This window comes from Vibrio sp. B1REV9, assembly GCF_905175395.2.
Lineage (GTDB): Bacteria > Pseudomonadota > Gammaproteobacteria > Enterobacterales > Vibrionaceae > Vibrio > Vibrio alfacsensis.
Window position 1 is genome coordinate 745174 of the sequence record NZ_HG992746.1, and the last position, 23999, is coordinate 769172.

General features: G+C 46.6%; 34 protein-coding genes and 1 pseudogene. 7 read left to right on the forward strand and 28 right to left on the reverse strand.

Annotated features, from left to right (window positions below):
• Position 1: 1 nt before the first annotated feature.
• From KHN78_RS17455 to KHN78_RS17545, 20 genes are all read right to left on the reverse strand, one after another.
• The gene (locus tag KHN78_RS17455) at positions 2-583 is read right to left on the reverse strand and encodes a phage tail protein (protein WP_211917624.1); all 582 of its coding nucleotides are present in this window, start codon (positions 581-583) and stop codon (positions 2-4) included.
• Positions 576-1760, reverse strand: a complete 1185-nt coding sequence (locus KHN78_RS17460; protein WP_211917626.1) for a baseplate J/gp47 family protein — start codon at positions 1758-1760, stop codon at positions 576-578. The genes KHN78_RS17455 and KHN78_RS17460 overlap by 8 nt, the downstream gene beginning before the upstream one ends.
• Complete coding sequence (locus KHN78_RS17465) at positions 1757-2083, reverse strand: DUF2590 family protein (protein ID WP_211917628.1); 327 nt, start codon at positions 2081-2083, stop codon at positions 1757-1759. The genes KHN78_RS17460 and KHN78_RS17465 overlap by 4 nt, the downstream gene beginning before the upstream one ends.
• Complete coding sequence (locus tag KHN78_RS17470) at positions 2080-3642, reverse strand: hypothetical protein (protein WP_211917630.1); 1563 nt, start codon at positions 3640-3642, stop codon at positions 2080-2082. The genes KHN78_RS17465 and KHN78_RS17470 overlap by 4 nt, the downstream gene beginning before the upstream one ends.
• Positions 3639-4766 (reverse strand): phage tail tape measure protein, encoded by a 1128-nt coding sequence (locus tag KHN78_RS17475; protein WP_211917632.1) that lies wholly within the window; start codon positions 4764-4766, stop codon positions 3639-3641. The genes KHN78_RS17470 and KHN78_RS17475 overlap by 4 nt, the downstream gene beginning before the upstream one ends.
• A 5-nt stretch (positions 4767-4771) precedes the next feature.
• Positions 4772-4918 carry a DUF6890 family protein gene (locus KHN78_RS22170; protein WP_411912356.1) on the reverse strand — a complete coding sequence of 49 codons (147 nt, stop codon included), beginning with the start codon at positions 4916-4918 and terminating at the stop codon, positions 4772-4774.
• A 32-nt stretch (positions 4919-4950) separates the two neighbouring features.
• A complete protein-coding gene (locus KHN78_RS17480) occupies positions 4951-5214 on the reverse strand; it encodes a putative phage tail assembly chaperone (protein WP_211917634.1) in 264 nt (87 codons plus the stop codon).
• Positions 5211-5459: a hypothetical protein gene (locus KHN78_RS17485; RefSeq protein ID WP_211917636.1), complete on the reverse strand. Its 249-nt coding sequence runs from the start codon at positions 5457-5459 to the stop codon at positions 5211-5213. Before KHN78_RS17485 ends, KHN78_RS17480 begins: the two co-directional genes overlap by 4 nt.
• Positions 5460-5461: 2 nt before the next feature.
• On the reverse strand, positions 5462-5716 hold the full coding sequence (locus KHN78_RS17490) for a hypothetical protein (RefSeq protein ID WP_211917638.1): 255 nt from the start codon (positions 5714-5716) through the stop codon (positions 5462-5464).
• Positions 5717-5718: 2 nt separating this feature from the next.
• Positions 5719-6141, reverse strand: a complete 423-nt coding sequence (locus tag KHN78_RS17495; protein ID WP_211917640.1) for a DUF5675 family protein — start codon at positions 6139-6141, stop codon at positions 5719-5721.
• A complete protein-coding gene (locus KHN78_RS17500; RefSeq protein WP_211917642.1) occupies positions 6138-6353 on the reverse strand; it encodes a TraR/DksA C4-type zinc finger protein in 216 nt (71 codons plus the stop codon). The genes KHN78_RS17495 and KHN78_RS17500 overlap by 4 nt, the downstream gene beginning before the upstream one ends.
• Before the next feature lie 11 nt (positions 6354-6364).
• Positions 6365-6820 carry a phage protein gene (locus KHN78_RS17505; protein WP_211917644.1) on the reverse strand — a complete coding sequence of 152 codons (456 nt, stop codon included), beginning with the start codon at positions 6818-6820 and terminating at the stop codon, positions 6365-6367.
• 2 nt (positions 6821-6822) lie between these two features.
• Positions 6823-7926, reverse strand: coding sequence for a DUF2586 domain-containing protein (locus KHN78_RS17510; protein WP_211917646.1), 1104 nt, complete (start codon positions 7924-7926; stop codon positions 6823-6825).
• Between the two features lie 3 nt (positions 7927-7929).
• Entirely contained in the window at positions 7930-8268 is a 339-nt protein-coding gene (locus KHN78_RS17515) for a hypothetical protein (RefSeq protein WP_211917648.1), read from the reverse strand.
• The gene (locus KHN78_RS17520; RefSeq protein WP_211917650.1) at positions 8255-8635 is read right to left on the reverse strand and encodes a hypothetical protein; all 381 of its coding nucleotides are present in this window, start codon (positions 8633-8635) and stop codon (positions 8255-8257) included. Before KHN78_RS17520 ends, KHN78_RS17515 begins: the two co-directional genes overlap by 14 nt.
• Positions 8619-9143 carry a phage tail protein gene (locus KHN78_RS17525; protein ID WP_211917652.1) on the reverse strand — a complete coding sequence of 175 codons (525 nt, stop codon included), beginning with the start codon at positions 9141-9143 and terminating at the stop codon, positions 8619-8621. Before KHN78_RS17525 ends, KHN78_RS17520 begins: the two co-directional genes overlap by 17 nt.
• Entirely contained in the window at positions 9140-9604 is a 465-nt protein-coding gene (locus KHN78_RS17530) for a head completion/stabilization protein (RefSeq protein ID WP_211917655.1), read from the reverse strand. The genes KHN78_RS17525 and KHN78_RS17530 overlap by 4 nt, the downstream gene beginning before the upstream one ends.
• 107 nt (positions 9605-9711) lie before the next feature.
• Entirely contained in the window at positions 9712-10416 is a 705-nt protein-coding gene (gene gpM, locus KHN78_RS17535) for a phage terminase small subunit (protein ID WP_211917656.1), read from the reverse strand.
• A 2-nt stretch (positions 10417-10418) separates the two neighbouring features.
• Positions 10419-11477: a phage major capsid protein, P2 family gene (locus KHN78_RS17540; RefSeq protein WP_211917658.1), complete on the reverse strand. Its 1059-nt coding sequence runs from the start codon at positions 11475-11477 to the stop codon at positions 10419-10421.
• Positions 11478-12404, reverse strand: coding sequence for a GPO family capsid scaffolding protein (locus KHN78_RS17545; protein ID WP_211917660.1), 927 nt, complete (start codon positions 12402-12404; stop codon positions 11478-11480). It abuts the gene before it with no gap.
• A 176-nt stretch (positions 12405-12580) separates the two neighbouring features.
• On the opposite strand from KHN78_RS17545, the gene KHN78_RS17550 reads away from it, so the two are divergent.
• The 4 genes and pseudogenes from KHN78_RS17550 to KHN78_RS17565 all read left to right on the forward strand — a co-directional run bounded on the left by KHN78_RS17550 (position 12581) and on the right by KHN78_RS17565 (position 16395).
• A complete protein-coding gene (locus KHN78_RS17550; protein WP_211917662.1) occupies positions 12581-14365 on the forward strand; it encodes a terminase large subunit domain-containing protein in 1785 nt (594 codons plus the stop codon).
• Entirely contained in the window at positions 14362-15396 is a 1035-nt protein-coding gene (locus KHN78_RS17555) for a phage portal protein (protein WP_211917664.1), read from the forward strand. The genes KHN78_RS17550 and KHN78_RS17555 overlap by 4 nt, the downstream gene beginning before the upstream one ends.
• 546 nt (positions 15397-15942) lie before the next feature.
• Positions 15943-16014: pseudogene (locus KHN78_RS21865) on the forward strand (hypothetical protein); the annotation flags it as partial.
• A gap of 138 nt (positions 16015-16152) precedes the next feature.
• Positions 16153-16395 carry an ogr/Delta-like zinc finger family protein gene (locus tag KHN78_RS17565; protein ID WP_411912357.1) on the forward strand — a complete coding sequence of 81 codons (243 nt, stop codon included), beginning with the start codon at positions 16153-16155 and terminating at the stop codon, positions 16393-16395.
• Between the two features lies 1 nt (position 16396).
• On the opposite strand, the gene KHN78_RS17570 is transcribed toward KHN78_RS17565, so the two are convergent.
• Positions 16397-16708 (reverse strand): hypothetical protein, encoded by a 312-nt coding sequence (locus KHN78_RS17570; protein WP_411912351.1) that lies wholly within the window; start codon positions 16706-16708, stop codon positions 16397-16399.
• Positions 16709-16919: 211 nt separating this feature from the next.
• Between KHN78_RS17570 and KHN78_RS17575 the strand changes: the two genes are divergently transcribed.
• Complete coding sequence (locus KHN78_RS17575) at positions 16920-17714, forward strand: hypothetical protein (protein WP_211917668.1); 795 nt, start codon at positions 16920-16922, stop codon at positions 17712-17714.
• A 312-nt stretch (positions 17715-18026) separates the two neighbouring features.
• Here KHN78_RS17575 and KHN78_RS17580 read toward each other — a convergent pair whose 3' ends face one another.
• From KHN78_RS17580 to KHN78_RS17610, 7 genes are all read right to left on the reverse strand, one after another.
• Positions 18027-20117 carry a hypothetical protein gene (locus tag KHN78_RS17580; protein ID WP_211917670.1) on the reverse strand — a complete coding sequence of 697 codons (2091 nt, stop codon included), beginning with the start codon at positions 20115-20117 and terminating at the stop codon, positions 18027-18029.
• Positions 20114-20341, reverse strand: a complete 228-nt coding sequence (locus KHN78_RS17585) for a hypothetical protein (protein ID WP_211917672.1) — start codon at positions 20339-20341, stop codon at positions 20114-20116. Before KHN78_RS17585 ends, KHN78_RS17580 begins: the two co-directional genes overlap by 4 nt.
• A complete protein-coding gene (locus KHN78_RS17590) occupies positions 20338-20544 on the reverse strand; it encodes a hypothetical protein (RefSeq protein ID WP_211917674.1) in 207 nt (68 codons plus the stop codon). The genes KHN78_RS17585 and KHN78_RS17590 overlap by 4 nt, the downstream gene beginning before the upstream one ends.
• Positions 20541-20834: a hypothetical protein gene (locus tag KHN78_RS17595; RefSeq protein WP_211917676.1), complete on the reverse strand. Its 294-nt coding sequence runs from the start codon at positions 20832-20834 to the stop codon at positions 20541-20543. The genes KHN78_RS17590 and KHN78_RS17595 overlap by 4 nt, the downstream gene beginning before the upstream one ends.
• A gap of 76 nt (positions 20835-20910) precedes the next feature.
• Positions 20911-21240 (reverse strand): hypothetical protein, encoded by a 330-nt coding sequence (locus tag KHN78_RS17600; protein WP_211917678.1) that lies wholly within the window; start codon positions 21238-21240, stop codon positions 20911-20913.
• A gap of 9 nt (positions 21241-21249) precedes the next feature.
• Complete coding sequence (locus tag KHN78_RS17605) at positions 21250-21789, reverse strand: phage regulatory CII family protein (RefSeq protein WP_211917680.1); 540 nt, start codon at positions 21787-21789, stop codon at positions 21250-21252.
• A gap of 110 nt (positions 21790-21899) precedes the next feature.
• Positions 21900-22112, reverse strand: coding sequence for a hypothetical protein (locus KHN78_RS17610; protein WP_211917682.1), 213 nt, complete (start codon positions 22110-22112; stop codon positions 21900-21902).
• A 164-nt stretch (positions 22113-22276) separates the two neighbouring features.
• Here KHN78_RS17610 and KHN78_RS17615 point away from each other — a divergent pair, with 164 nt between their 5' ends.
• Together KHN78_RS17615 and KHN78_RS17620 are read left to right on the forward strand one after the other, a co-directional pair.
• The gene (locus KHN78_RS17615; protein WP_211917684.1) at positions 22277-22924 is read left to right on the forward strand and encodes a phage repressor protein CI; all 648 of its coding nucleotides are present in this window, start codon (positions 22277-22279) and stop codon (positions 22922-22924) included.
• 27 nt (positions 22925-22951) lie between these two features.
• Positions 22952-23863 (forward strand): hypothetical protein, encoded by a 912-nt coding sequence (locus KHN78_RS17620; protein ID WP_211917686.1) that lies wholly within the window; start codon positions 22952-22954, stop codon positions 23861-23863.
• Positions 23864-23999 lie beyond the last annotated feature (136 nt).

Below are 23999 nucleotides of genomic sequence, written 5' to 3' on the forward strand. Positions count from 1 at the left end.
CTTATTCTCCGGCAACAGCAACGCTGCACTGGTGTTCCCAGTCCATCGCACTTGCAATCAAGGCCATCGGTGTTTTAGTAATGATCTGATATTCGTATCGGCGACACGTTCGCCCGTATTGCTGCAGCAATTGCTCCAATAAGGCTTGGTTCTCAGACAACTGCGAGTCATTAAGATGAATTAAGATAACGTCCCAATCACGATCAGGTGTGCGCTCTTCAATCTCAACCAAACCAATCCCAAGGCGATGAAAAATCTTGATAAACCCACCCACTTCGCCTGCATCTCTTGCATTGGCAAATGCATATTTCACACGACGGCGAAACAAGGCGGTTGGCTCATCTTTAAAGCGATTGATGTCTCGGTCCCAAGCAAGCAACTTCAGCAGTCGCTCACTACAGCTCATCGGGTCGAGCTGCTTTAGTGGGTAAAGCAGCCAGCTACGCACTCTAGACCAGTAACTCATTACGCCTTTAGCCAGAAAATGAGGTTCTTTAAGCTGACTCGCGATGGTTTTGCCATCCATCCACCAAGGCACTTTGTGTTGAGGCAGACTCGGCGCTTGTTTGTTGTGCTCATCCATATTGCACCTCCACGGCACTTAAACGCGGCACGTTCAGCGCACTGACGATGTCTTGGTTATCAAATCGAATACTCAATAAATCTTCATTGAGATGGTTGTGAATTTCTGTCGCCAGTTGCGAGAAAACGAATGTCGACGCTGGATAAGTTCGAACAACACTTTTATAAGAATCTGACTCACGAAAAGCTGCCCGTATCATTTTCTCCACATTCGCTAAGAGCAGCATCTGCCGTTCTTCACTCACATGGGGACGAGCCTCGATAGTCGCTCTCACCGACACTTGCGTATCAGGCAATGCCAAACACAAAAGATCATCGCCATGCCCATGATTTCCCTGCCCCATGACATAGTTGTTCAGTTGTTCTAATAGGTGCGAGGGCGTTAGCCCAACATCCATCAAGATATAAGCATTCGCCGTACCTGGACCTCTTGGGGCATTGTGCTCAAAATAGATTTGGTCGCTACGGATCCCGGCAACACTCGACAGCATTGAACGGTAAATCGCATCAATGTGATAACGACCAACCACGCTAAACTGATTGCGAATGCGAAGCGCGAGCTCATCATCGGGCTCTTCATCGGCGCCATACGTTGTAATCCAATCTGCTTGGTTCACTGCATGGGTAATGCCCGACACACCGACAGGTAAAATGGAGTAGTAACCGGCAGGGAGATTGAACCCCTCACCCGCTTCTTCAGCTTCACACACCACAAAACCACTGAGTTGGTTTTCAATGATGACCACATCATCCACCACGATTAGCCGGTACACCTTGCCCTCAATTTGAGCGGCCTCGATGACTGTACCCGCAGGTACCACGACAGGGTTCTCAGCTTGCTCTTTAAAAAACTCAATCACCCCACGAGTTTTAGTGGCAGCTTTACGCTCTAAATCCACATCCCAAGCTTTGAGGTCGAGATAACGGCCTTTCGCCGTCGCAGCAAACGAGTTCGGCAGAATGTGACTAGCTAGCAGCACATCAATCAACCACAACGTCGGGGCAATCACGATGGCTTTCATGACTCGCCAGAACGGAGACATCCGGCTGTCGTTAGATACCTTGCTGCCTGCCGTCACCACCTCTTTTTCTAGCTCAATAGCGATGGCCGCTTCCGTGGTTGGGATCCCCTCATCTGAAATGATTTGTTTAAAGTCGACGCTTGGGCGTACGTTCATACGTGAACTCCGTACTCGATTGGGCCATAGTCTTCTGTCTCAGCAAAAATCCAAATTTCGCTACTGGTCTGTTCGCGAATTTCTGCGCTGCCAGGAACAATCCGCTCGTCTTGTTCTACTAACAGTTCAATGCGTGTTAATACATCGGCTCTTAGTGCGGCGTTCCTTTCCGCCTGCATTTCACGCAGCAAGCCACTTTCCAAAATCGCGTGTTTGATGTCCTGTGCAATGCTATTGCGATCACTGATGTATATCGGCTGCTGGCCGGCATCAAAGTCGATACCACCATCAGCCACTAAAAGGTCGATAAACTGCTCTATCATGGCGTAGCGAGCTCCTGCCATTCCGCCAATTGTGACGGCGTAAATGGCGCTTCTTGTTTGATCACAATGTCACCGGTGTGCATATTTTTACTGTTGTCCGTGTAACCTTTGCCACTGGCCTGAGTAATGTAATTGGTGACCGATTGCTGCTCGTTAGCGCCCGATAAATAGTGAGATATTGGCCGTGTCGTTTCCTTTAGACGCTTTTTCTGTTCAACGTCTTGGGTGTTGACCGTCGGTTGATAAGCCGCCGAATGATAGGCATACCCCTGCGGCTTCATGGGCTCAATAACGGGATAAGTCGCCGCCTCTTGCATCACCACATTAGGCGGTGTCACCTCAATATTATTTAGGTATGGTTGCTTAACCTGCGAGTCATACGAATAAGGGTGAACCGCCTGTGCTATACCATTTGAACGTTCGTATTGTCCTTGCCCACGCTCTATTGGTAGCACTGGGCTCGGCGCATCCATCTGTGGTTGATAGACCAATGGGGAGTACTCGAATGGTTGCGCCGGTATCGCCATGCCCTTTTGATAATCAAACTGACTAAACTCCGGCATCGTTGGCTGATGAACTTCACTGGTAATATCTATTCCAGGGATAAGGTTTATCTTGTCGATCAGCCAATCAATACCATCTCCTACAATGGCAAACGGGCTCTTGATGACATCCAGTGCAGAGGTGATAAACATGGCAATGCCGTTATAAACAAGCCCAAAACCCGACGTTAAACTTTGCCACATTGCAGAGAACTGATCAGGAATCACGCCAAGCACCTGCAACGCAGCTGTTGGCCCCTCTTTCAATAAGGTGAAAAAGCTTTTGGCTAACGTCCAAGCCATCGTGATTGGTGAAATCATCCACTGCACCGATGCCCCAATTATCTGCCAAGCCCCTTGCCCTGCCATCGCAATACCTTGGAATACACCCGTTGCGCGACCAATAATCCAACTAAACTCATCGGCCAGATAAGCAAACAAAGGGACACTTGCCAGTGAATCGACAAAGCCCTGCCATGCACCCGAAACATAGCGAAATGCCACATCGAACTTCATACCCAACCAATCTGCGAACTCGCCGATTTGTTGGAAGACATACCACTGACTCAAGGCGTTAACCATGGCATCCCAATTGGAGATCACCCCATACGCCGCAACGCCAACCGCTGCAATGGCTGCTGGTATCCAGAAAATCGGGTTCACCATCATCATGGCCGCACTTTTTAGAGCAGTAAGGCCAAAGGCTTTCATTCCCATGCTGGCCGCGACCAACGCTTTATTCATCAACAAAGTGGAAATGGCATACGCTTTTGATGCAATGGAAGCACCATTTGCATATACACCTTGCTTTAACATGGCGTAGTTCAACGACCATAATGACCATTTCGCTTTGGTGTATGCGCCGTTTAAGCTAAGCATACTCAAGCGAGTAAACAGCAAAGGAGCTTTGAGGGCATTGTGTACCAAGCGGCTACTGCCTACGACCAAGTTGTAGGCCCCCATCACGCCAGCGCCCCCTGCAACGGCCAGCGCCAAGTAACCGGCATAACTGGTCAAGGTTGGGTAAGCTGGGTGTAACCCAGTAACGTGGTGAGTCCATCTGCCATGGCACCTGCAACCGTATTAATGGCAGGCAACACCAAGCCAAATGCACCGGCTCGGATCGCATACCAACTGGCACTTAATCGCTCCTGTTGGTCTATCATGGCTTCAGCTTTTGCCATCGCGGGATCTAACCCACTCACTGAGTTAAGCTGCCCTAAACCTTGAGCAAATCGATCACGCTCTTTAAGCAAATTGATAAGCATCAAACTGCCATCACCAAGGCCTGCGCCATCAAGTAAGGTGCGCGCTTCCAAACCCGTCATGCCGCCAATAAGCGATTCAACATTGTTTAGGATGTCGATCATTGGCAACAAGTTACCCGCACTATCGGTAAAGCTTACCCCCAGTTTGTCCTGCGCTGCTGCTGCTCCCTCTAGGAAGTTGGTGTATTGCGTGACAGCATCACCATCTGACATTTGCCCGCGTAACATACCAAAGACAGCAAGTTGCTCTGATAAATCGACACCAAGCGTTGACGTGAGCGAGTGCATGCCATCCATCATGGCTTCCACTTCATCCATGCCAATGCCGTAGAGGTTATTCGCCTCTGCCGTCATACCTGCGATTAAGGCTGAGAACTGGCCTTTACCCATCGCATCCGCTTCGGTTTTGTAATTGCCATACACGGTTTTCATGTATTTGCTGACCGTTTCGGCATCCGATTTCATCGCACTAGCAAGTGTGGATGAACTTGCTGTCACTTCTGCCAAGGTATCGCCGCTCATCTTGCCGAACGCATTGACCATCAGAGCGCTGTGATTCACAAAGTCCGTGGCCGATGTGCCGTACTCTGATGAAAAACTCAAGGCACTTTGTTTTAGTACCGCAAGCTCGGCATCCATCACGCCAAGCGATTTCACCCCACCTAAAGCACGGTCCATTTCAAGCGCTGGCATTAACGCTTCTTTGATAGCAAAACCGCCAGCAAATAAACCCGCTGCACCACCACCGATTTGTTCCCAAGCTTGGCGGCTTGTATCCGCCGTTTGAGTCACGGTTCTCTGGATACCTTTTAATGGCTGCGTGACGTAGTCTTGCAACCCAATTTGCATCATCAATTGATCGGCAACGTTCATTGATGTCAGTCTCCAGGTGAAAAGGCTTTATAGATCCCGTTCGCAACGACACTAGCGTGGTGTTTAGCTAGCCACAACGCTCGGCCATAGTTCTCGGTGGTGTTAGGTTCGTGGGGCAAGTAATGCGCTTTCAAGGCAAAGACTTGCTCCAACTCGTTATCTTCAATCGCTTTGGCGTGAGCGATTATTTTTTTACTTCAATTTCCAAATCGCCTTGGAACTCAGTGTTCACATGCGTGGTAATGATCATCACGGCACCTGGACGCTTTAACGCTTCATCAAGCAGCGGCTTATCGTCTTTCACCACGATGCGGCGCAAGTAGTTGGTCGCAGGCGCCACTTTGTCAAATGGCAGACTTTCATTGGTCAGTTTGTTGAACGCTTCGAGTGTTGGTTCAAAGCGGATGTCGGTGCCATTCACGGCCACGGTGATCATTTGTTTCGTCATGCGACGTTCCTTTTGTTTAAGATGTTGTAAATACGATTGAAGTGACTTTCTAAGCGGCTATCAATTTTCTCACCGAGCTTTTCCACTTCGTCTTTCGTTGCGTGATACGTCGCCACATAGAGTTTAAATTCGGCCAACTCTTTGCTGAGTCGAAACAAGTAGCCAATCAAAATGCTGCTGACGGCCACCAAGAATGTGGCAACCGCTACCAGCGCATTAATCCAAGCAGGCTCGATATTCACCATCGCTACTCCTTTTGCACCGGAGTGGGTGCACTTAACCCAGGCAGTTCTTTAAGCCGCTTACCCTGTAGCAAAAACAAAATGTCGTCGACCGTGTCTTGAAGCACATCGTTGGTCGTCAGAGTCTTTAACTTTTCTAAGCCCCACACCACACATCGAGTGGCAAAGCGCTCAAGCACCACTTCCCACGTAATTTTTGCGATAAGGCTGGTGATGAGCTCCCATAAACCTTTTAAGACGATGCCTTTAAAAAAACTCATTGTTAGTCCTTAGTAATGGTTAACACCGCAGGCTCTCCGCCCAGTTCATTCATTAATGCGTTAAATGCCGCTTTAGACTGAATCACACCGACTTCGCCATTAATCACGCCCACATCCACACCTGGCGCCAAACAGCCTTGAAGCTGTGATGGCGTGTTCGCACTGTGGATCAAAATATGGGTTCGCAAGCTTGGGCCATAACGCGTCACACCGAGCGTTGGCGCCTCTAGCGCGTAACAAGCACCAAACTTAGGCGACTGATGCGGGACTAAGTGATACGTCCCCTCAGGCACACATGACTGATTGGGTGTGTTATTGAGATCAGCGCGTTCCACCACAAAACACACGTGCGAGCCATCTTGTCGATGTAATGTCGATAAGGTGCCAAAGGGGAAATATCGACGACTTAAAGTGAAGTGCTTCATAGTTTTCCTTGTTCAACTAGGGTTTGACAGGCTGCGCAATACTGGCAGCCCTTTACTGCGTGTCGTCGCCCCTCTGGAATAGGCGAGTCACATTCAATGCACTCTTGGGCACTCTCTTGTTCCACCGCTTTCGCTTGTTTCGCGAAATGGTTGGTAAGTGCCATTTCATTTTGTTTGGCTTCAAGCGCACTGGCGCGATCAAAGACATCCATCGCGCCTCCTATTAACCAATCAATCCACGGGTATCATCCGAACTGAGGTAAGGCACACCATCAACATGGATAAAGTCCGGACTGGTCACCACGCCTTTGACTTTGTGCACCGATTTATCTGCAGAGCTTGGGTCAATGTCGAGCAAGCTATCAATCATCAACTTGACGCCATGCACTTTGATTTCGAGCTCTTCACCGCCTGTATTGGCGTAGAACAAGCAATCATGTGGCTCAATGCCTCGGAAACTGCCTGCCGCTTTGGCGGATTCAATCAGTAACTTGAAGTTTTTCGTGTCTAGCTCGTATTCCACATCCGCACTCACCGCCCCATCGGTATGACCGTCGGGTACGCCGCGTGTTTTGGCCGCTTGGCTATCATCAGAGATGGATACTGTTGCTTTTTCTACGTGAACCAGGATGTCATGAATATCGACATCAAAGCTCATTCCTGAGATGCGTTTTCCCATATTTACTCCGGATTACTCAGGTCTAGCATCAGACCTGCAGAAATGGATTTCGGACAATCCAGCGGTTTCGCTTTCATGAAAATTTCAACTGAGTTCTTGGTCTTCCATGTAATTGAAATCGCGTCATCGGCTGGACTTTCAATCTCACCAGGAATAACGGTTTGGCCTACGGTTGTACTCTTCGCCATTTCGCGCATTGGACGGGTATAACGCATCTTGGCGCGAGCGGTACTGCCTGGCGTGCTGTTGAATGAACGGTCGCCAATGTCAGCAATCGCAATCAGACGAACACGACGCGCAATCTTGTCGATGATGCGGCGGTTTTCAACGACTTGAAAATCGCCACCTTCAACATCGAGCATGCGACCATCGGCCCAGTAAATCCCATCGTAATCAGGGAACCAAGCAGGCACCGATAAGCGGTTTTGCTCTAAGGTTTGCAGCGTTGCACTCGTGAGTTCTGCACCATCCATATCAACCGGCAATGTCACATCACCAACAAGTGCCCCTGTTTTCACTCGCATTGGCGTATCAGCAATCGACACTGCACGGTTACATAAGCGACCAGCAAGCTTGCCAATTGCCGCAGGTAATACTTCAGGAACAAGCATCACGCCATCGGCAGCAACGGTGTTTTGCACCGCGACCATAGCGGCTTCATAGTCCGACCAGGTTTGAGTTTCTTTATCAATCGCTGGCAAACTCAACATGACGAATGTCCAACGGCCAAACGTAGCAATGAGATCATGGTAAAGCGCTTGCGCTGCTGTCACCGTGGCTTGATCTGTCGTTGGAACGGTGAGCACTACCGCTTCAAAGCTTTGTGTTTTTTGAGCGTCTTTTACCGCTTGCGTCCAACTCTCTGGTGCCGACAACACATAAGCGGCCGCCGACCAGTTTTGGCCCGCATTCAGCTTGGCTGCAATCAAGTTGTCTTTCAGTGGACCATCGCTAAACAACTCATCAAAATCCGTTTGCGTGTTGACGGACAGCAATTTGCCCGCGTTCTGGTTGCCTAAACCAAGGAAGAGAAAGTGACGTTCAACCTCAGTCACTGGCCCCTGCATCTGGTTTAAGGCGTTAATATTGATAATTGGCCATGCCATTGGTTATCTTCCTCTTGTGAGTTCTTTCACTAATGCGTCGTTTGCTTTGCGCTTATCAACTTGGGTAAATGGGCGAGCTGGCAGCTCAGTTTCCCAAGACTCTTTAGGCGCACCTCTCATTACCCGAAGAATCAACCCTGCTTGCTCTTGAGTCAGGTTGTCTCGGATCCATTTTTGAGTTGGCTTTCGCAACTTACCGACCGGTGCTTTAGGATTAAGTCGTCGTGCAAAAACCTTGAATCCCTCTTCCCTCAACGCTTTAGCTTGTGCTTTTGTTGCGCCACCCTCGCCGCCCTCAATCTCTTTTAGTGCTTGATTGAGGCGCGCCTTATTCTTTTTCATTGCGAAGTGCCTTTATTGCCGCCGATCGGGTGTGCCGTTGGCGATAACCATGGTGCTGCTTTGAGGCAATTCGAGCCGTCTCCCGCTTACGCCAACCAATGCTTGCGACGTTGCCATCATTGCTCGTCACGGTCAGCAGCTTAGCCAAACGCACTTGCATCTTTTTCCGGCTTGTCCCTGCCCGTTTTTTCCAACGATTTCCCTCTGGTGTGCGCTGCGCTCGCTGATTCTGTCTTGAGGTTTGAACAGAGCCTTTGGCTGCTTTATCTAATAATCGCTTTCTGCGTTTTTTCGTTAAGGCCATCGCTTTGAGTGAATCAATGACACCGCGTTCAGATTGCCTATCAACACTAATCTTGATCATCATCGTCAACCGAACTTGGCGGGTTATTGCCACTAAGCACATCAATATGCTCTGCTGACCAAATCTCATAAGGCGCATTGCGCCAACGCTTGCCATCCCAAACAATGTCGCCTTGTGGGTCTTCAACGACCATCAAGGGTTCAATCATGCTGACCTCTAACGTCATGATCACCGTGTCATCCCCCTCAGGTTCAATATCAAAGGTGGGATCCGTCAGATTAAACTTATCTCTGAACTCATCATGGTCATCGAGCCAGGCCATGGTGTTTGCCATCACGACCGCAGGGTTTTGCTTACGAAATGGAAACTGCTCAAAGCTAAATACGGCGGTGTATTGCATCCAACCAATATCACGCCCTAAGCCTTGGTTCTTTGGTGCGAACTTAAGCTCAATATCTTCCATCCAACAGTCGATGTATGGATGTAAGCGTTCATCTACGCTGCTGCTGAGGTGCAGATTTAAGCCCTGCAGCATAAAACCGGCTTGATACTGATTAAGTGGTTCATTCATAACAGCTCAACTCCGCAGCGGCTTGAACCGCTCAATGCTCTTAGGTGTTGCTGACTCTCCGCCAACAAACGTCTCGTGATATCTTGTTCACTCTCTGCCACACGATCACCGGCATCTTTGGTGGTTACGCTGGCAAATTCAGACACCATGTCCGCTTTCGCTCTCGCAAATACCGCTTTCTCATACAGAACAACGATGCTGTTTTTGCCGAGCACGTTAGGTAAGCCTGGTATTGCTTCAGCCTGTGCAATGCCCTCGGCCTCAAAACCCGCTTTCACCGTTAGCAACTCGATGTTGACCTGGCTCACCGCGGCCGCAAGAGCAAACGCCACGGCTTCACTGTCTAGCTTTGACGGAATACCACGGCGACGTTCAAAATCGCCGACATTCAGATCAGGCCAAAAGCCGTCGTTCTCAACGATGGTGTCTTGGTAGCTAGAGGTTGGTTTGCCATCAAACATCCGTTCACTCGCTAATTAGGGGACTTCTGCCCACTGGGTCGACGGTTAGAAATGAACATCAAATGTTATTTCAACCTCGCCAGCCGAAGTCCGTGGGGGTGGAGCTGTTACAAGTTCTTGCCCGTTTGCAGGGCGCTGAGTCTCGCTCGAACTCGATTAATTTTGTCGCCAACACCCACTTTGTCGTATTGGTTGTTGGCCTCTATCAGTAGCGCTAACGCTTTTTCTAAGGTTTCCACATCACCCACTGCCGCAGGCCGAGGAACGCCATTGCTATCACGAAGTAAATGCAGGCCCGCGAACTTAAACCACTTCGCCGTCGCTTTTTCATTTAGGCGCCACGTGTGAACCACCTTTTTAAACACTTGGCTGAAATAGGGCTCCACGCTGTGACCTTGTGTGGACATCTTTTCCGCCCATTCACGAACGGTGTCAGCACACAGGTGTGGAAAGTCACGCTTAAAACCCGTCGTTAATCCAAGCTCAATCGCCTTGTCACACCAGGCAATGGCGGTTTCAAAGTCTTCAACATCAAATAACCAAATCGTCACTTTGCTCAGCAGTGGATTGTGGTAGGTATCCCCTTTGGCTAAATACGCTTCCACATAGGGTTTGTATTTGGGAATAAGTACTGCACGTTTATGTTCCACTTTTTCATCAATGCGCGAGAAGCCTTTCAGCACTCGCTCATCGTTATCTAACTCAGCAAGGAGAATATGTAAGCTCTGGCTGGCAACAGCCACCACCGATTGGGTGGCCGTTGCTCGCTGCTGCTTAGCTTGCTGACGTTGTCGGGCAAGTGGGCTTAACATGATTATTCGACAACAGGGTTTGTATCGACGCCATCTTCAAGTAACTCTGCAGCAAGTGCACTGCTATCGACGATGGTGACGGACTCAATTGCCGCAAACTTATGGAAGTTACCAACGGCGTAACCCTCCATACGCAAATAAGAAGTTTCGAAGCGTTTACGGTCTTCTTCATTGCGAGACTTACGCCATTGCGTACCTTTCTGCGTCAGAATTTGCAGGTTCGCTAAGCTCGTTACCCACACCATGTTTGGTGGGAAGAATGGCGGCGTATACGCTTTTTTACCTGCAATGGTCTTCGCCAGTTGCTGAGCGGCTTTGTGCTCAGTGGGTACATTCGCGGCAGATAACAGACGATGCTGCTCAGCGGCGACAAGGTTACGACCCACTAACACCACAAGATCAGGGTCATCCACGTGCACTTCGTGAATCGTGGTGTTCACCAAATCATTCACCAGTGCATCAAGGTTTTTGTAAGAGCCTGCCGTCGCACCTGTTGAATCCAACTGTGCCGATGGGTTTACTTGGTCTGATGCTTTGTCTTTAACGATTTGCAACCAGCCTTTGTTGACATCCTGCCCCATTGGGTTGGTTGTTGGGTTCGTCGATTCCGCCGCAATCGAGGTTCCATGGAAACCAATACGAAGCTTATCTAATGCAAAGCTGCGCATGATCGCGTTGTTCATCTTCGCGACCCACTCACCTTTTGAGCCAGAGTTCGCCCAAATGGTTAACGTGATCCAGTTAATGTGCGCACCTGAATCAGTTTCCACCAATTCGTAAGTGTTACCACTTTGGCTAAGAGAAGCGCTAAAACGACCATCTTTGACACGACCTGTTGTTAAACCACTGTCACCAACATCGATCACCTGGCCTTTAATTTGGTCAACAAGAATGTTGGAAATCATGCCAAGGAAAGCATCCGATTCCATAATGGCTTGCTGCAATCGGGTTTCCATGACTGGCGTGATGCTAAATTGCTTAGAAGCATCATCAACACCCGCGCTCTGCGCAATCGCGGCACTGTATTCAGCTAGGTATTGGGTAGAAATGGCATTCAGCATTTATAGCGCTCCCATCATTGGATTGTTGTCTTGATCATCGCCTTGACCAAGGTCTTGACCTGGCGCTTGCTGTTTCAACGCTTTGAACTGAGTATCCAGTTCCATTTGTTTATTAGCGATGCCATCCAACTTCTCGGTAAGTTGTGAGAACTGCTCTGCGCTAATACCCACTTCAGGTTTTACTTCTGGTGTCGGTGTTGGTTCTACTTCAGGCTTTTGCTCTAACGTTTGGCTAAAGCTGTTTTGCTGTTCTTGGAGTTCGGTTTGCTTAGTTTCAATATCACCAAGCTTTGCCATCATCTGGCTGAACTGCTCTTGATTCATGGGTTCATCTTCCTCAGGCGGAGTGAGTTCTGGTGGTTGAGAGCGAAAAGAGACTGGCAATTCTCCGTGTAAGGCAAGGTTTGCCAACGCAGAAAAGAAATTGCTCAGGTGATTGGGGTTAGGCTGGCACTCCGAAAAATCCAACGCTTCAAGTTGCGATACTTCTCGCTCAATCTCATTTCCTGTTTGGTCAGAAAATTTAAGCAACGTGCAGCCTGTACTTGCTGGCTTATCGGTAACCGCAAGGCCACGTAAGTAACAGCGACCAGTGCCGCAGTAATCAGGATCGGGCTCAATGGACGTAAAGAGTTTTTGTCCATCTTTATTGGCAGCCAATAGGTAATGATTAGGTGTGATGCGAGCAAGCAAGCGCAGTTTTCCAGCACGCTTTTCTGCTTTCAACTCTTCGACGATGCCCCAGTTTTTACCCTCGTATGGTCCCCAAGGCGTATCGCCCTTGTAGTGTTCCGGCCAAATCAGCGCAACGGTAGAATCATGGCTGTATGTTTCGGCCATGTCTTTAACCCAAGTAGCGGTAATGGTTCGGCCATCTACGGTCGCCCCCTCTGTCGCTACAATTTTCCAATCGCTGGTTTTCGCCATTTACGTGTCTGCCTAGTCAAAAATGTCAGTCAATGTCTCGGTTGCCGCTAACAATACGCCTTTGAATATCCACTTTCAGTCACTTCAATTCGGAGCAATTCGGATATGGCCGCTATCCGAAACCAACCGAATTTTACTAGGCGAATACGGGTTTTATTGGGGCGTATGATGCGTCTATGGCTTATTCAACTGAAACCCGACACGCTGCCCGAGCCCTCTATTTAAAGGCTTGGACACCACAAGAGATCGCTACCGAACTTGGCATTAACAGTAATCGCATCATCTATTACTGGGCCGACAAACACGGTTGGCGGGATATGCTGCGCGAGCAAACTATTGATGAATCGATAGCGCGCAGAATTGACGTATTAATTGAGAAAGATGATCCCACGCCAGCGCAGCTCAAGATGCTGGACATGCTCATCAACCATCACACCAAACTCAAAAAGCTGCGAGCCGAAAGCAAACCAGAAAATTCGGCCAATCATACCGACTCAAAAGCGGTGAGCTCAGGCGATAGCACGGCAACGAAACCGCAGAAATCGAGCAAGAAGAAAAACAAATCGGACAGCAAGAAAGCGGCGGCATTTGAGGGCATTTCAGAAAAGAGTTTTGCGCTTTGGCATGAATCACTGTTTGGTTATCAGCATGTGATGCGTGACAACCTATTTCAGCGTACTCGCAATATTTTAAAATCACGCCAAATTGGGGCAACGTATTACTTTAGTGGTGAAGCATTAGAGAATGCGGTGCTCACTGGTGATAACCAAATATTCCTGTCGGCCTCTCGCGCTCAGTCCGAAGTATTCCGCCGCTACATCATCGCCATTGCCAAAGAGTTCTTAGACATCGAACTTAAAGGCAACCCAATGATGTTGCCTAACGGGGCGGAGCTGCATTTTTTATCAACCAACTCCAACACCGCTCAGAGTTATCACGGCCACGTTTATATCGATGAGTATTTCTGGATCCGCGACTTTGCCAAACTGAACAAACTCGCTTCTGCGATGGCAACCCATAAGAAGTGGCGCAAAACCTACTTCTCTACCCCATCCAGTAAAACACACCAGGCTTATCCATTTTGGACCGGTGACTTGTGGCGAGGCAATGACAACAACCGCGCCAATATTGCTTTTCCTAGTTTCGATGAGTACCGCGATGGTGGCCGCTTATGTCCAGATAAACAGTGGCGTTATGTGGTCACCATTGAAGATGCTGCTGCAGGTGGTTGTGACCTGTTTGATATTGACGAACTGCGTGATGAATACAGCAAAGATGACTTCGACAACCTATTCATGTGTGTATTTGTCGATGGCGCCAATGCGGTATTCAAGTTCTCTGACCTTGAAAAAGCCATGGTGGATACCGAGCTGTGGCAAGACTTTGCGAAGAACAGTGACCATCCATTTGGGCGCCGTGAGGTTTGGGGCGGTTATGACCCATCCCGAACCCGAGACAATGGCTGTTTTGTCGTGGTGGCACCACCCATTGTGGCCGTAGAGAAGTTTCGAATTTTAGAAAAGCACTACTGGAAAGGTCTGAACTTCCAATATCAAGTGGCGCAGATAGAGAAAATCTCTAAGCGCTACAACATGACTTACATCGGAATCGATACCACGGGTATCGGTGCCGGTGTTTGGGACTTAATCCATAAAATGTTCCCACGTGAAGCCGTGGCGATTCATTACAGCAATGAAAACAAAACCCGCCTGGTAATGAAAATGATTGATGTCGTTGAAGCCAAACGTATTCAGTTCGACGCCAATGAAAAAGACATCGCCATGGCATTTATGGCAATCAAACGCGCACCAACACAAAGCGGTGGCAACATGACATTTAAAGCCGAACGCAGTGAACTGACCGGACACGCAGACGCATTTTGGGCCATCAGCCACGCCATTATTAATGAACCTTTAGATCACAGTAATCCAACCAAATCGACCTGGGACTTAGCAGCATGACCGAAGCACTTATTGATATCAGCACACCAAAGGCCGAATCGACGTATAGCCTTGACCCCGTTGCCGAACCCATAGACCCAAACCGCTGGCTGACTGACTACAACCCGCTTTTTTACAATGAGTTTAATGATTATTGGGAGCCGCCGCTTTCACGCCGTGGCTTGGCGAAAATTTCACGAGCCAATGCCTATCATGGTTCTCTGCTGCGTGCGCGTGCTAACTATGTGACCGCTCGATTTGTTCAAGGCGGCGGAATGCGTCGACGCCAATTGCAAGGCAACTGCCACGATTACTTTACCTTTGGTGATTGCGCCTGGCTTAAAGTGCGTGACTACTTTGGCAAAGTGATTCGTCTCGACCCAATCCCAACCATGTTTTTACGCCGTCGCAGAAATGGAGACTTTGCGTTTTTGTATCGCGGGACCAATGGACAAATTGAGCAAAAAACTCTGCTGCAGAAGAACGTGATTTTCTTAGCCCAATATGACCCTGAGCAGCAAATCTATGGCATTGCGGATTACGTGGGCAGTATTCAAAGCTCACTGCTTAACAAAGAAGCTACCCTATTTCGTCGCCGTTATTATCTAAACGGTGCACACATGGGGTTTATCTTCTATGCGACGGACCCGAACTTAAGCAAAGAAGATGAGAAAGACCTCAAAGCCGCCATTCGAAGTTCCAAAGGTGTGGGCAACTTCCAAAGCATGTTTGTGAACATCCCCAATGGTGCAGAGAAAGGCATTCAACTTATCCCAGTCGGTGACATCGCCACTAAAGATGAGTTTGAGCGGATCAAGAACATTACCGCGCAAGACATTTTGGTCGGCCACCGATTCCCACCAGGTAAAGGCGGCATGTTGCCTGTTCCTGGCGCGGCCAGTCCTGACCCAATTAAAGTCGGCATTGAATACGCCAAGGATGAGATCATTCCAGTGTGCAAATTAATGATGGATGAGATTAACTCAGACCCAGAAGTTCCTAAGCATTTGCACGTCACATTTGACTTGGGAACCGGGCAAGAGACTGCTTAGCGCTTTGAAATAAATTGAAATTTCTATTTGGGCTGACATTCGTGTTCAGCCCTTGTTACATCTAGGTTTATTGATACTTTGCAGATCATTTCTAGATCAATCAGATCATTCAAAACCGTGACGTAAAATACAAAATTCACTTTATATCAGGCAGTTACGAACATCACTGTGCCACTAAGCCCCAACCATTTTTTCAATTTCTTGCAAAAAATTTCAATCATTGAAATTTTATCAGGTCCAATACGCACCATTCTGAGCCCCGTTTGAATCCACGTAGAGCCTTGACTGGCAAAGGGTTTATTGCTTCTCTGGATGCCTCTTGGCCCCCTACATTTTTGCGTTCAATAGAATTTCAAAATTTTTTAGATCGCAAACGTCGCAGGTGGGGAGGAGGAGTGCGTTTTACGTCACTTCCACGCTCCTTTACGTCTGTCGATTTTCAGCACGCAAACAAAAACCACCGCATGCGGTGGCGAAAGATTAAACTGTATAAATATACATGACCTTTTAGTAAACTATCGCTGTCAGTCAGTTAGGTGTTTGTTTATGAAAGTTCTTTGTAAGTGCAGTGAACGTGCAATTGTAGGTAGAAGTATTCCGCAAGAAGCTAACAGCGCAGACTTATTCTGCTCTTGCTCCAACCCAGAATGTGGGCACACTTTTGTTAGCTCAATTGGCTATCGGCATTCTCTTAAACCATCGAAATTACATTTGGGTATTGGTGCCATTAGCAGGCCAACACTACAAGGAACGCGCATTCAGTGCGGTTGTGGGGAGCGAGCGATCATTAGTAAAACCAACCGCCTATCATTTGATTGTGCAGATTTGTACTGCAAATGTAAGAACCCAACCTGTGGGCATGAGTTTGTTATGTCCCTGTATTTTAGTCACACGCTAAGCCCATCAGCGAAAACAACAAGTCACATGGCCGCTGAATTATGTAAAGCGCTGCCGCCAGAGACGCGGCAACAACTTCGCCAACAACTCTCAATGTTCTAACCTATTGCACTATAAATGCCGGGCTATCGATTTCAGAAGCCATCTCGATGATACTCAAGATGGCTTTTTGTTTATCTGGGTCCAACTGCCCTTTCATATCAGCAAGGATTAAGCCTGCAATATAGGCTCCCGCTTCACGCGTTCTCTCCGTTGCCTCACTATTGGCAACCCCATCAATGACGATCTCTAAAGCAGACAAAACAATGTCTTTTTGAATTTTGCCAGACATATCAACATCCTTACCAATCACAAGAGAAATATACTGTATATCTATACAGCTTTCTACAGCATTTTGCAGACATAATTCACTCATCAGTTACTTTCCTGAACTACTTTTTCACGATGCAAATCACATGAACATCCCTTTAATGCCCAAAGCCCGTAAGCAAAAAAGGTCAGGTAGAGGCGTAGTAGCACTTAAAAACTCTGTGAATGAGTTAGGTCCTGCCATATCTGCAACTATAATAGAGTGTGCTGTTCAAAAAATACGCACCAAGATCCACTAGCTTGTAATGGAGTTTCCAATGAACACTCGTCCTGGGGAAAATACTAAAAAAAAGAAAGTATTCATTTACCGCCTTGTAGTAATAACACTTCTCATATTTGTTGTTCTCGCAGTAGAGATTGGAACTACTATTCCTTACGCTTCTAACAGCTTCCGAGGATTTATTAAGAGTATCGAACTATTGCTAGCTCCATTTGCAATTGCCATGTCAGCATTATTGGGGGCTTTAGCAGCCTTAAGTGCCATAAGTTCAAATCGACAGGAATTTGTAAGGCGAACGACAATAAACCAACTAAATGCTTTAGACCTAGACCATGAATATTGGGATGCTACGTCAAAACTGATTCGTCGAGTAGAATTAATTAGACGTCTCAAAAAGGATGAAAATCATCAAAGTCTAACTGAAACACAGTTGCTAAATATAGACTACCACAACGTCATTCGCCGCCTCGAATGGTTAATAGAATCTTCCGAATATGGCTATATTGATGAAAAAATACTTGCATATAGAAAGGCTGCATTAATAAACTTTATATTCAAGGCATGTGAAAAGGTGATTCACGCTAAGCAAGAAGCGCACCGTAAGCGCTATTACATACATGACACCAAGGCTAATAACGATAGTCCACATTCCGAACGAAAGGTTGATAACAAGAGGGGGACTAGCCCCCTTGTATATCGTTACATTTCAGACAATAACATTCGACAAAAGCTGATTAACTCAGCAATAGACCAAGCCTCAGACGTAGATAAGGAAAAGCACGAAAATACTAACACCAATATGTGTAGAAAAATATTTAACTTTTTTACTTAAAAACCACCGACAAACACTTAAAATCAACGCTCAGTCTTCCTCTAATTCAAGGAAAAACGACAAGTCAGTTGTAGATTACTCACCCTCAAACATTTCCATAACTACGCACAGCTTTACCCTCAAGCTCATCAAGTTTACGCTTACGTGCTTCTTTGTTAGCTTCCCTGATATGTGAATGATTCGGGTCTTGGAACGCTTCAATACGTCTTTTAGCTGCAAGCACTTCATCTGTTAGCCACGTTTCAGATCTAACAACATGATGTCTTTTTTTGGTAGTAATCATCTAGCTTTTAGATTTCGACATAACTCATCCTAATTCAACATTGGCTGAAACCGCCCTTCGAGATAATCCATAGTGACGGTTCGCCAATAGTACTCTTCCCTTTCATCTTGGTCGAAGTAAGGTACTTCATCATTCAATACGGCTTTCCAATAGCACTGCTTTTCTTTGAACTGAGTAAATGCATATTGATAACGCTCATCAGCGACGGCTTTGATGTCGCTCATATCAATATCTCGACACTTTAGCCCCCACCCGCGTGCGCCGGCAGCCCACAACATAAAATTGTCGACATTCTCTTTCGCTAGCTCACCCTCAAAAGTGATACAAAAACGGTTTGCGCTGCTTACATGTACTCCCCGCGCACGAACTTGTTGGCTCAACTTCTCTGCTTGTTTCTCTAGTCTGATAATTCGTTGATATAGCTTATTTTGATATTCCTCTGGCTTTTGTTGTTTTTTGGCGATTGCTTTAGCCTTGATGGTCTGGGCTTTATCACTTCGCAACTTTCGAATTTGACGCTGTAGCGGTTTTTTCCATTGACCCAATTTATGGCCAAGTTCTTTGATGATGGCAGTCATGTTACCAGCTTCAAAAGAAGCTAAAGTTTCCCAGGCAGGTGCGCGTGAACACTTTGCAATATTGTAGCGGTTACCTTTAATCAAACCTTGATCTGCATTTTCACCTTTTGCGGCGTACCCAACCGCTTTAATGATGTAAGAACCGGCGGCTTTTGGTTTCTTGATTCGCTCCAAGTTAGCAAAGCCATGCCCCCAAATTTTCTCTAGTCTTCTGGCCCAAGGACTGAATAAATGTTCTGGTACAGTCCAACGCAATAACACATGAACATGAGGGTTTGGTTCGCCGTCTTCATTAGCCGGGCACTCAGCTACCCAAATATAATGAAAATCTGCCGCTTTATTGCTTGGACCAACATCACTTGGCTGTACGTATTTCACTACTTTCTCATGGGCTAAGTCACAATATTTCTGGCCTGAGTCTTGGTCAATTTTCACAGTATGATCAGCAATCCATCCTCGTTGATACATCTTCTTAGCAGCATCAATGAAGCGCGACATTTCCTTACCGATGGTGCTCTCTGCCGTCTTTTCCATCGTGAAAGCTTGTTTTGGCTTTTGCTTGATATCGCAGTAAGGCCCAGCAATGACCCCATTCTGGTTCATCACTTTGATACGCTTACTGTCTCGCGTTGGAAATAACCAATACTCTCCGCCGATATCACTAATAGGATGAGCAACTTTCTTTTCTCCACGCTTCGCACGTACTGTCACCATGTTACGCTTGTAGATCACCGGATGGTGAGAGCCTGCCGAAATACAATCACTTTCATCGACCATGCCACCAAACAAAGCAAGTCGCTGTGCTTTGGTAAAGGTCAGAGTTAAAAACGTAGAAAAACCGCCATGACAAGCTGCCGTATATGCACCGGCTTCAAAGATTCGGCTTACCGCACGAGAGGTCAATTTCTCAGTGAATCGCTCACCGCAGTTTTGTGCAGGCGCTGCACTGGATGGCGTTTCCGTTATTGCCTGGAACTTATAGGTTTCGTTCCACTCTCGATGCATTAGCTGCATAGAAATTGGGATTTTACCTTTTGGCTCACCACGCGCACGCTTACCGTTTTGGTTCAAAATACATGGCCGTGAGCGCTCGTTAGACTCATACAGCGCATCATGGTTAAAGTTAGCGTCCGTGCCGCTTACAACATTTTTAGGGCGTAGAGACTTACCCAAACGCATTAACGTCTGAATTTGCTTGTCTTTTCTAGCTCGGAATTTTTCTGTCGGACTTTTGCGCCCTTTGACTAGCCTATACTCTTCGGCGATTCTCGCCGCCGCTTCGCGGTCGTGTTTTGAGCGATGATTGATGGCTTTGAATAAATCTGTTCTGGTTTGAAGCTCGCTTTCGCGTTTAGGTTTTTGGTCTAGTACGCGATCATAAATCGGCATTTTTTTGACCAAACCACTATCAAGCAGTGCTTGTTCTTGGTCTGAGTAAATTTTGGAACCTAAAAAACCAGCATTATAGCTGGCATCGTTTTTTCGGATTCGATCAAGGGGCATCACTGCCCCACCGATATATAATAATTCTGACTGATTCATACCGAAGACAATTCCTGCGTTGTCACCAACATAAAACCGCCTTTTCCGTTTCCCTTACTCAAAACGCCTTTCAATAAGTGAATACAGTTCAGGGAATAACAGGCCTGTTCGATCGCTTGCTCTAGTGAATCAAAATCACCAACTAATACGTTGGCGACTTCTTGTGTTTCCTCATGGCGGATAACACCGCCATCAGGACAAAGCATGATTGCTGCGTATTTCATGATCTGCGCTCTAACTCTTCCAAATATCGATTCGCCATTTCAATAAAGTAACGTCCACCCTCTACAGTTAATTCCGCATCGGAAGTCATGAAGCCAGCCGAACGAGCAATCTCATAACCAGCTTCTATACAGTCACAACATTCCTCTAAGCGATCTTTTAGAAACTCAATCAATTGCTTATCGTCAATTGTGCAAGTGCTCATGCTGCATCCTCCGCTTCTTGTTCATCACGACGAAGAGCAATGTGTTCAATCAGGTTGTCTTCAATCGCTAGCAACTCCGCCAATGCTTGCTCCTTATCAATCAACACAACGTTATGAGCATGTGTGGGTGAATTGGCATCAAACACAATCACATTCAGTAAGTTCATTGATGACGAAAACTCAATGCGCACACTGATAATGTCTGCACTGTCGAGAGCCAATGCGAAAAGGCTGTTGATCGTGGCTTGTACGGCTAACTTGTTGGCAACTTGGTTTAGGTCTTGATTCATCTTCGAAGCTCCTACGCTAAGACGAAAAAAAAGCCCCCTTCCCTCAGGAACCTGGAGGGGGCAAACACATGGAGAGTTAATGGGTACGACTAAACTGGTAATGTTTGAGGCGACGAACGTCACCCAAGCTATTGTCAAAAACGACTACCATCTCTTTGAGGTACTTCATTCCAAGACGGATTTTTTGCAGTTCTAAATCGTCAAACGACTCAAATTCACGTTGGTAGTCTTTTGCAGGTAATCCACCTGCAATAAGCACCAAACCACGGCTTTTATCTGGCAGTTGATTAAACATTTTTTTCAATTTGCAACGCGTCGTTTCACCATTGAAAAGCGCTTTACATGCCGCGATGCTTTCTGCTGCATCTGGCGTTTGCTGCTGTTGTTTAAATGCTAAATTATTCACAGAGGCTCCTTAGGCTAAGCCTGGAATAGGCGCACCATTGGTTAAAAACTCTGTCCCCATTTGCATTAGAGGCTGAAAGCTTGTGGTGCGATTTTCTAAATCGTTGACGAACAAAACCAAGTTGCCGATAGCCGCTTGTACTTTGGCGATGGTTTTACGTTTTTGACTGCGAGGTAAACGGTCTGCACTGCACATGTGTATTGCATCGCTAGACAGCTCACCCGAATATTGGCTATTTAGTAGCGTACGCTCTAATAGGTTCTTCTCTTCACCGTCTTGTGGCAGTTGAACGGTCACCACACCAAGATCAGCAAACAGCGTGTTTACTATGGTGTAGTCGCCAGACTCTTTACTCAGTAATGCCAAATCTACCGGGTCTAACTTGTGCGGCTGCTCTGGGTTCAGCTTGTTACGGAGCATTCTTCCTGTCAGCCCGATGCGTGGTGCTAGCTTTTCCATATTGTGATTAACCGCGAAGTCGCTACATGCAGCATTAAAAGATTGCTGTTTGCGTTCGCGTAATCCGCACATGGCGATTTTTTCATCCATGATCCACACTCTTACATGAAAGGTGGTACGAAAATGACGATCCAAGCAAACACATGTAGCCATATGGGGCAGTATGATTTGGTTGGAATGAGAGAGGAGAAACGCATGGTTTAACCCAATACAGCAATGGCTTCACGAGCCGCCATTTCATGCATTGCAACCATGTTAATCAATGGTTTATCGCGAGGTTTGTCTTTTGGCTTAATGATGACACGCCCCTCAGTCACATACTGTTTGATGGTGCCCATCGGCAAACCAGTAATTCGAGAGTACTCTTCGTAAGTCACATAAGGGCTCAGAGGTGGTATCTTGTAAGTTAACATGGTGATATCCTTGCATTTATATCTATCTTCTTCGGTTGTTACTTGCTTTGGTCGGCGTAACTCCGAAACACAAACAGATAATAGATCGCCAAACGGGATTTAATCAAGCTCTTTTTGAAATCAAAACTTCGTTTGGCGATGTTATTGCGTTACACGGTGATGTTATGAGTGAACAACGAACAATTCCTGCCCCTGAGTACATAAAAGGGCATGAATTTACTCAAATGCTTAAAGAAGTGCTTGGATGCAAGGACTTTGCGGAAGTATCCCAGATTCTTAACGTTCCAAAATCAACATTCAGCACTTGGAACCTACACAATAGAACGTCACATGAAATCATGGTGAGGATTCATTTGGCGATGGGGATTCCTATTAAAAAGCTGGCGCTAGGCATCAATGAAGAAGAGCCAACATCGCCTCAAGCTCCTTTCTATAGCAGCCATATTCCTGTGCAGTACACTGCACCTCAAAGAGATACGGTTATATTGGAGAGTTTTTGCTTAGCTAACGGCCAACTAATAGATACTGGTGAAGTACCTTACGCAATTCGACGTATCAATAGCTTTGGACTAAACCCTGTGACGACGATTGAAGTGGAAACGAATGAAGCTATTTTTCTGGTAGAGAAAGGCGAGACAGATGCCGTATCAGGAAAATACCTCATCGATGTTGACGGTCATCTTTCAATAAATCAAATCCAACGCTTACCTGGTAAAAAGCTAGCGATTGCTTTTGGTGAAAGCACATTGGAAGTATCAGAGCATGACATCAAGGTACTAGGCCGAGTAGCTGTGACTTTGAAGAAAAACTGATTTTTAATTGGCTTAGGAAAAATAAAAATGAAACTTGGGCTTAAGATTGGCGCCGTTATGGCACCGATCCCTTTTGCGTTTGCAGTTTGTAAAGGGCCACACGCTCTATGGGTGAAAGTTATTTCTGTCCTCTGGGCGGTAATCACTGGTTGCCTTTATTTAGGAATGTATATTTCAAATGAGCTCCTTGGGAATGCCATTTCGATGGCCATCTTTTTCTCCATCTCGGGCTTAATCAACTTCTTTATTCTCAGCGGTATTCTTTCTCTGATCAAAAAAGGCATGTTGTCCGTTAAAAAAAGCATTAAAGAGCAAGCTGCAACACAGCAAAAACCAACTAACAACACAGAGAAAGTTAGACCACACGTTGCTGACGACGAACCTCTTACCCAACGCCGCATGAAAGCGCTATACAAACTGGCAAATCAGATTCTTGAAGACGAAGTGGTTGATTTAGCTGAATCTAAAAAACTTATGGCATGGTTCAACCGCTACCCAGAATCGAAAGAAGACCCTCGAACGCAAAAGCTAGCTATTGTTGTAAAGGAGTACTTATCAGACAAAGCTCTCGATCACGATGAAGCATTACACTTGTTCAGTATGCTTACAGATTTCTGTGATGACTTTGAACAACAAGAAAAAGAACTACAAAAAAACAAAATCACAATCCCATCTTCAGCAAAGCAAATCAACATTGCCAAAGGCTCTGGTTTCTCGTTCTTAAACGACCTTACTTTGGGCAATATATACTTCATGAGTTACCGTGATGCCAGCGGGAATATATCAAACCGAAACATCATTCTTAAAAGAGTCGACTCCAATGATTATGGTGACACTTACATAAACGCATATTGTTTAATGCGTAATGCTCTTAGAACTTTCAGAGCTGATCGCATTACCGGTTTGTGCTGCGTCGAAACTGGCGAAGAATTTTTTTAACATGACTGAACAGTCAAATATTAAATGTATTCAACGGCCACCCGACAAACATGATGTCGCTTTTAATAGTATGGCTGTTGACTTTTCTGATGAAGATATAGAGGTAGTTGGTCGTGTGGCCAGCATATTGAGAAAA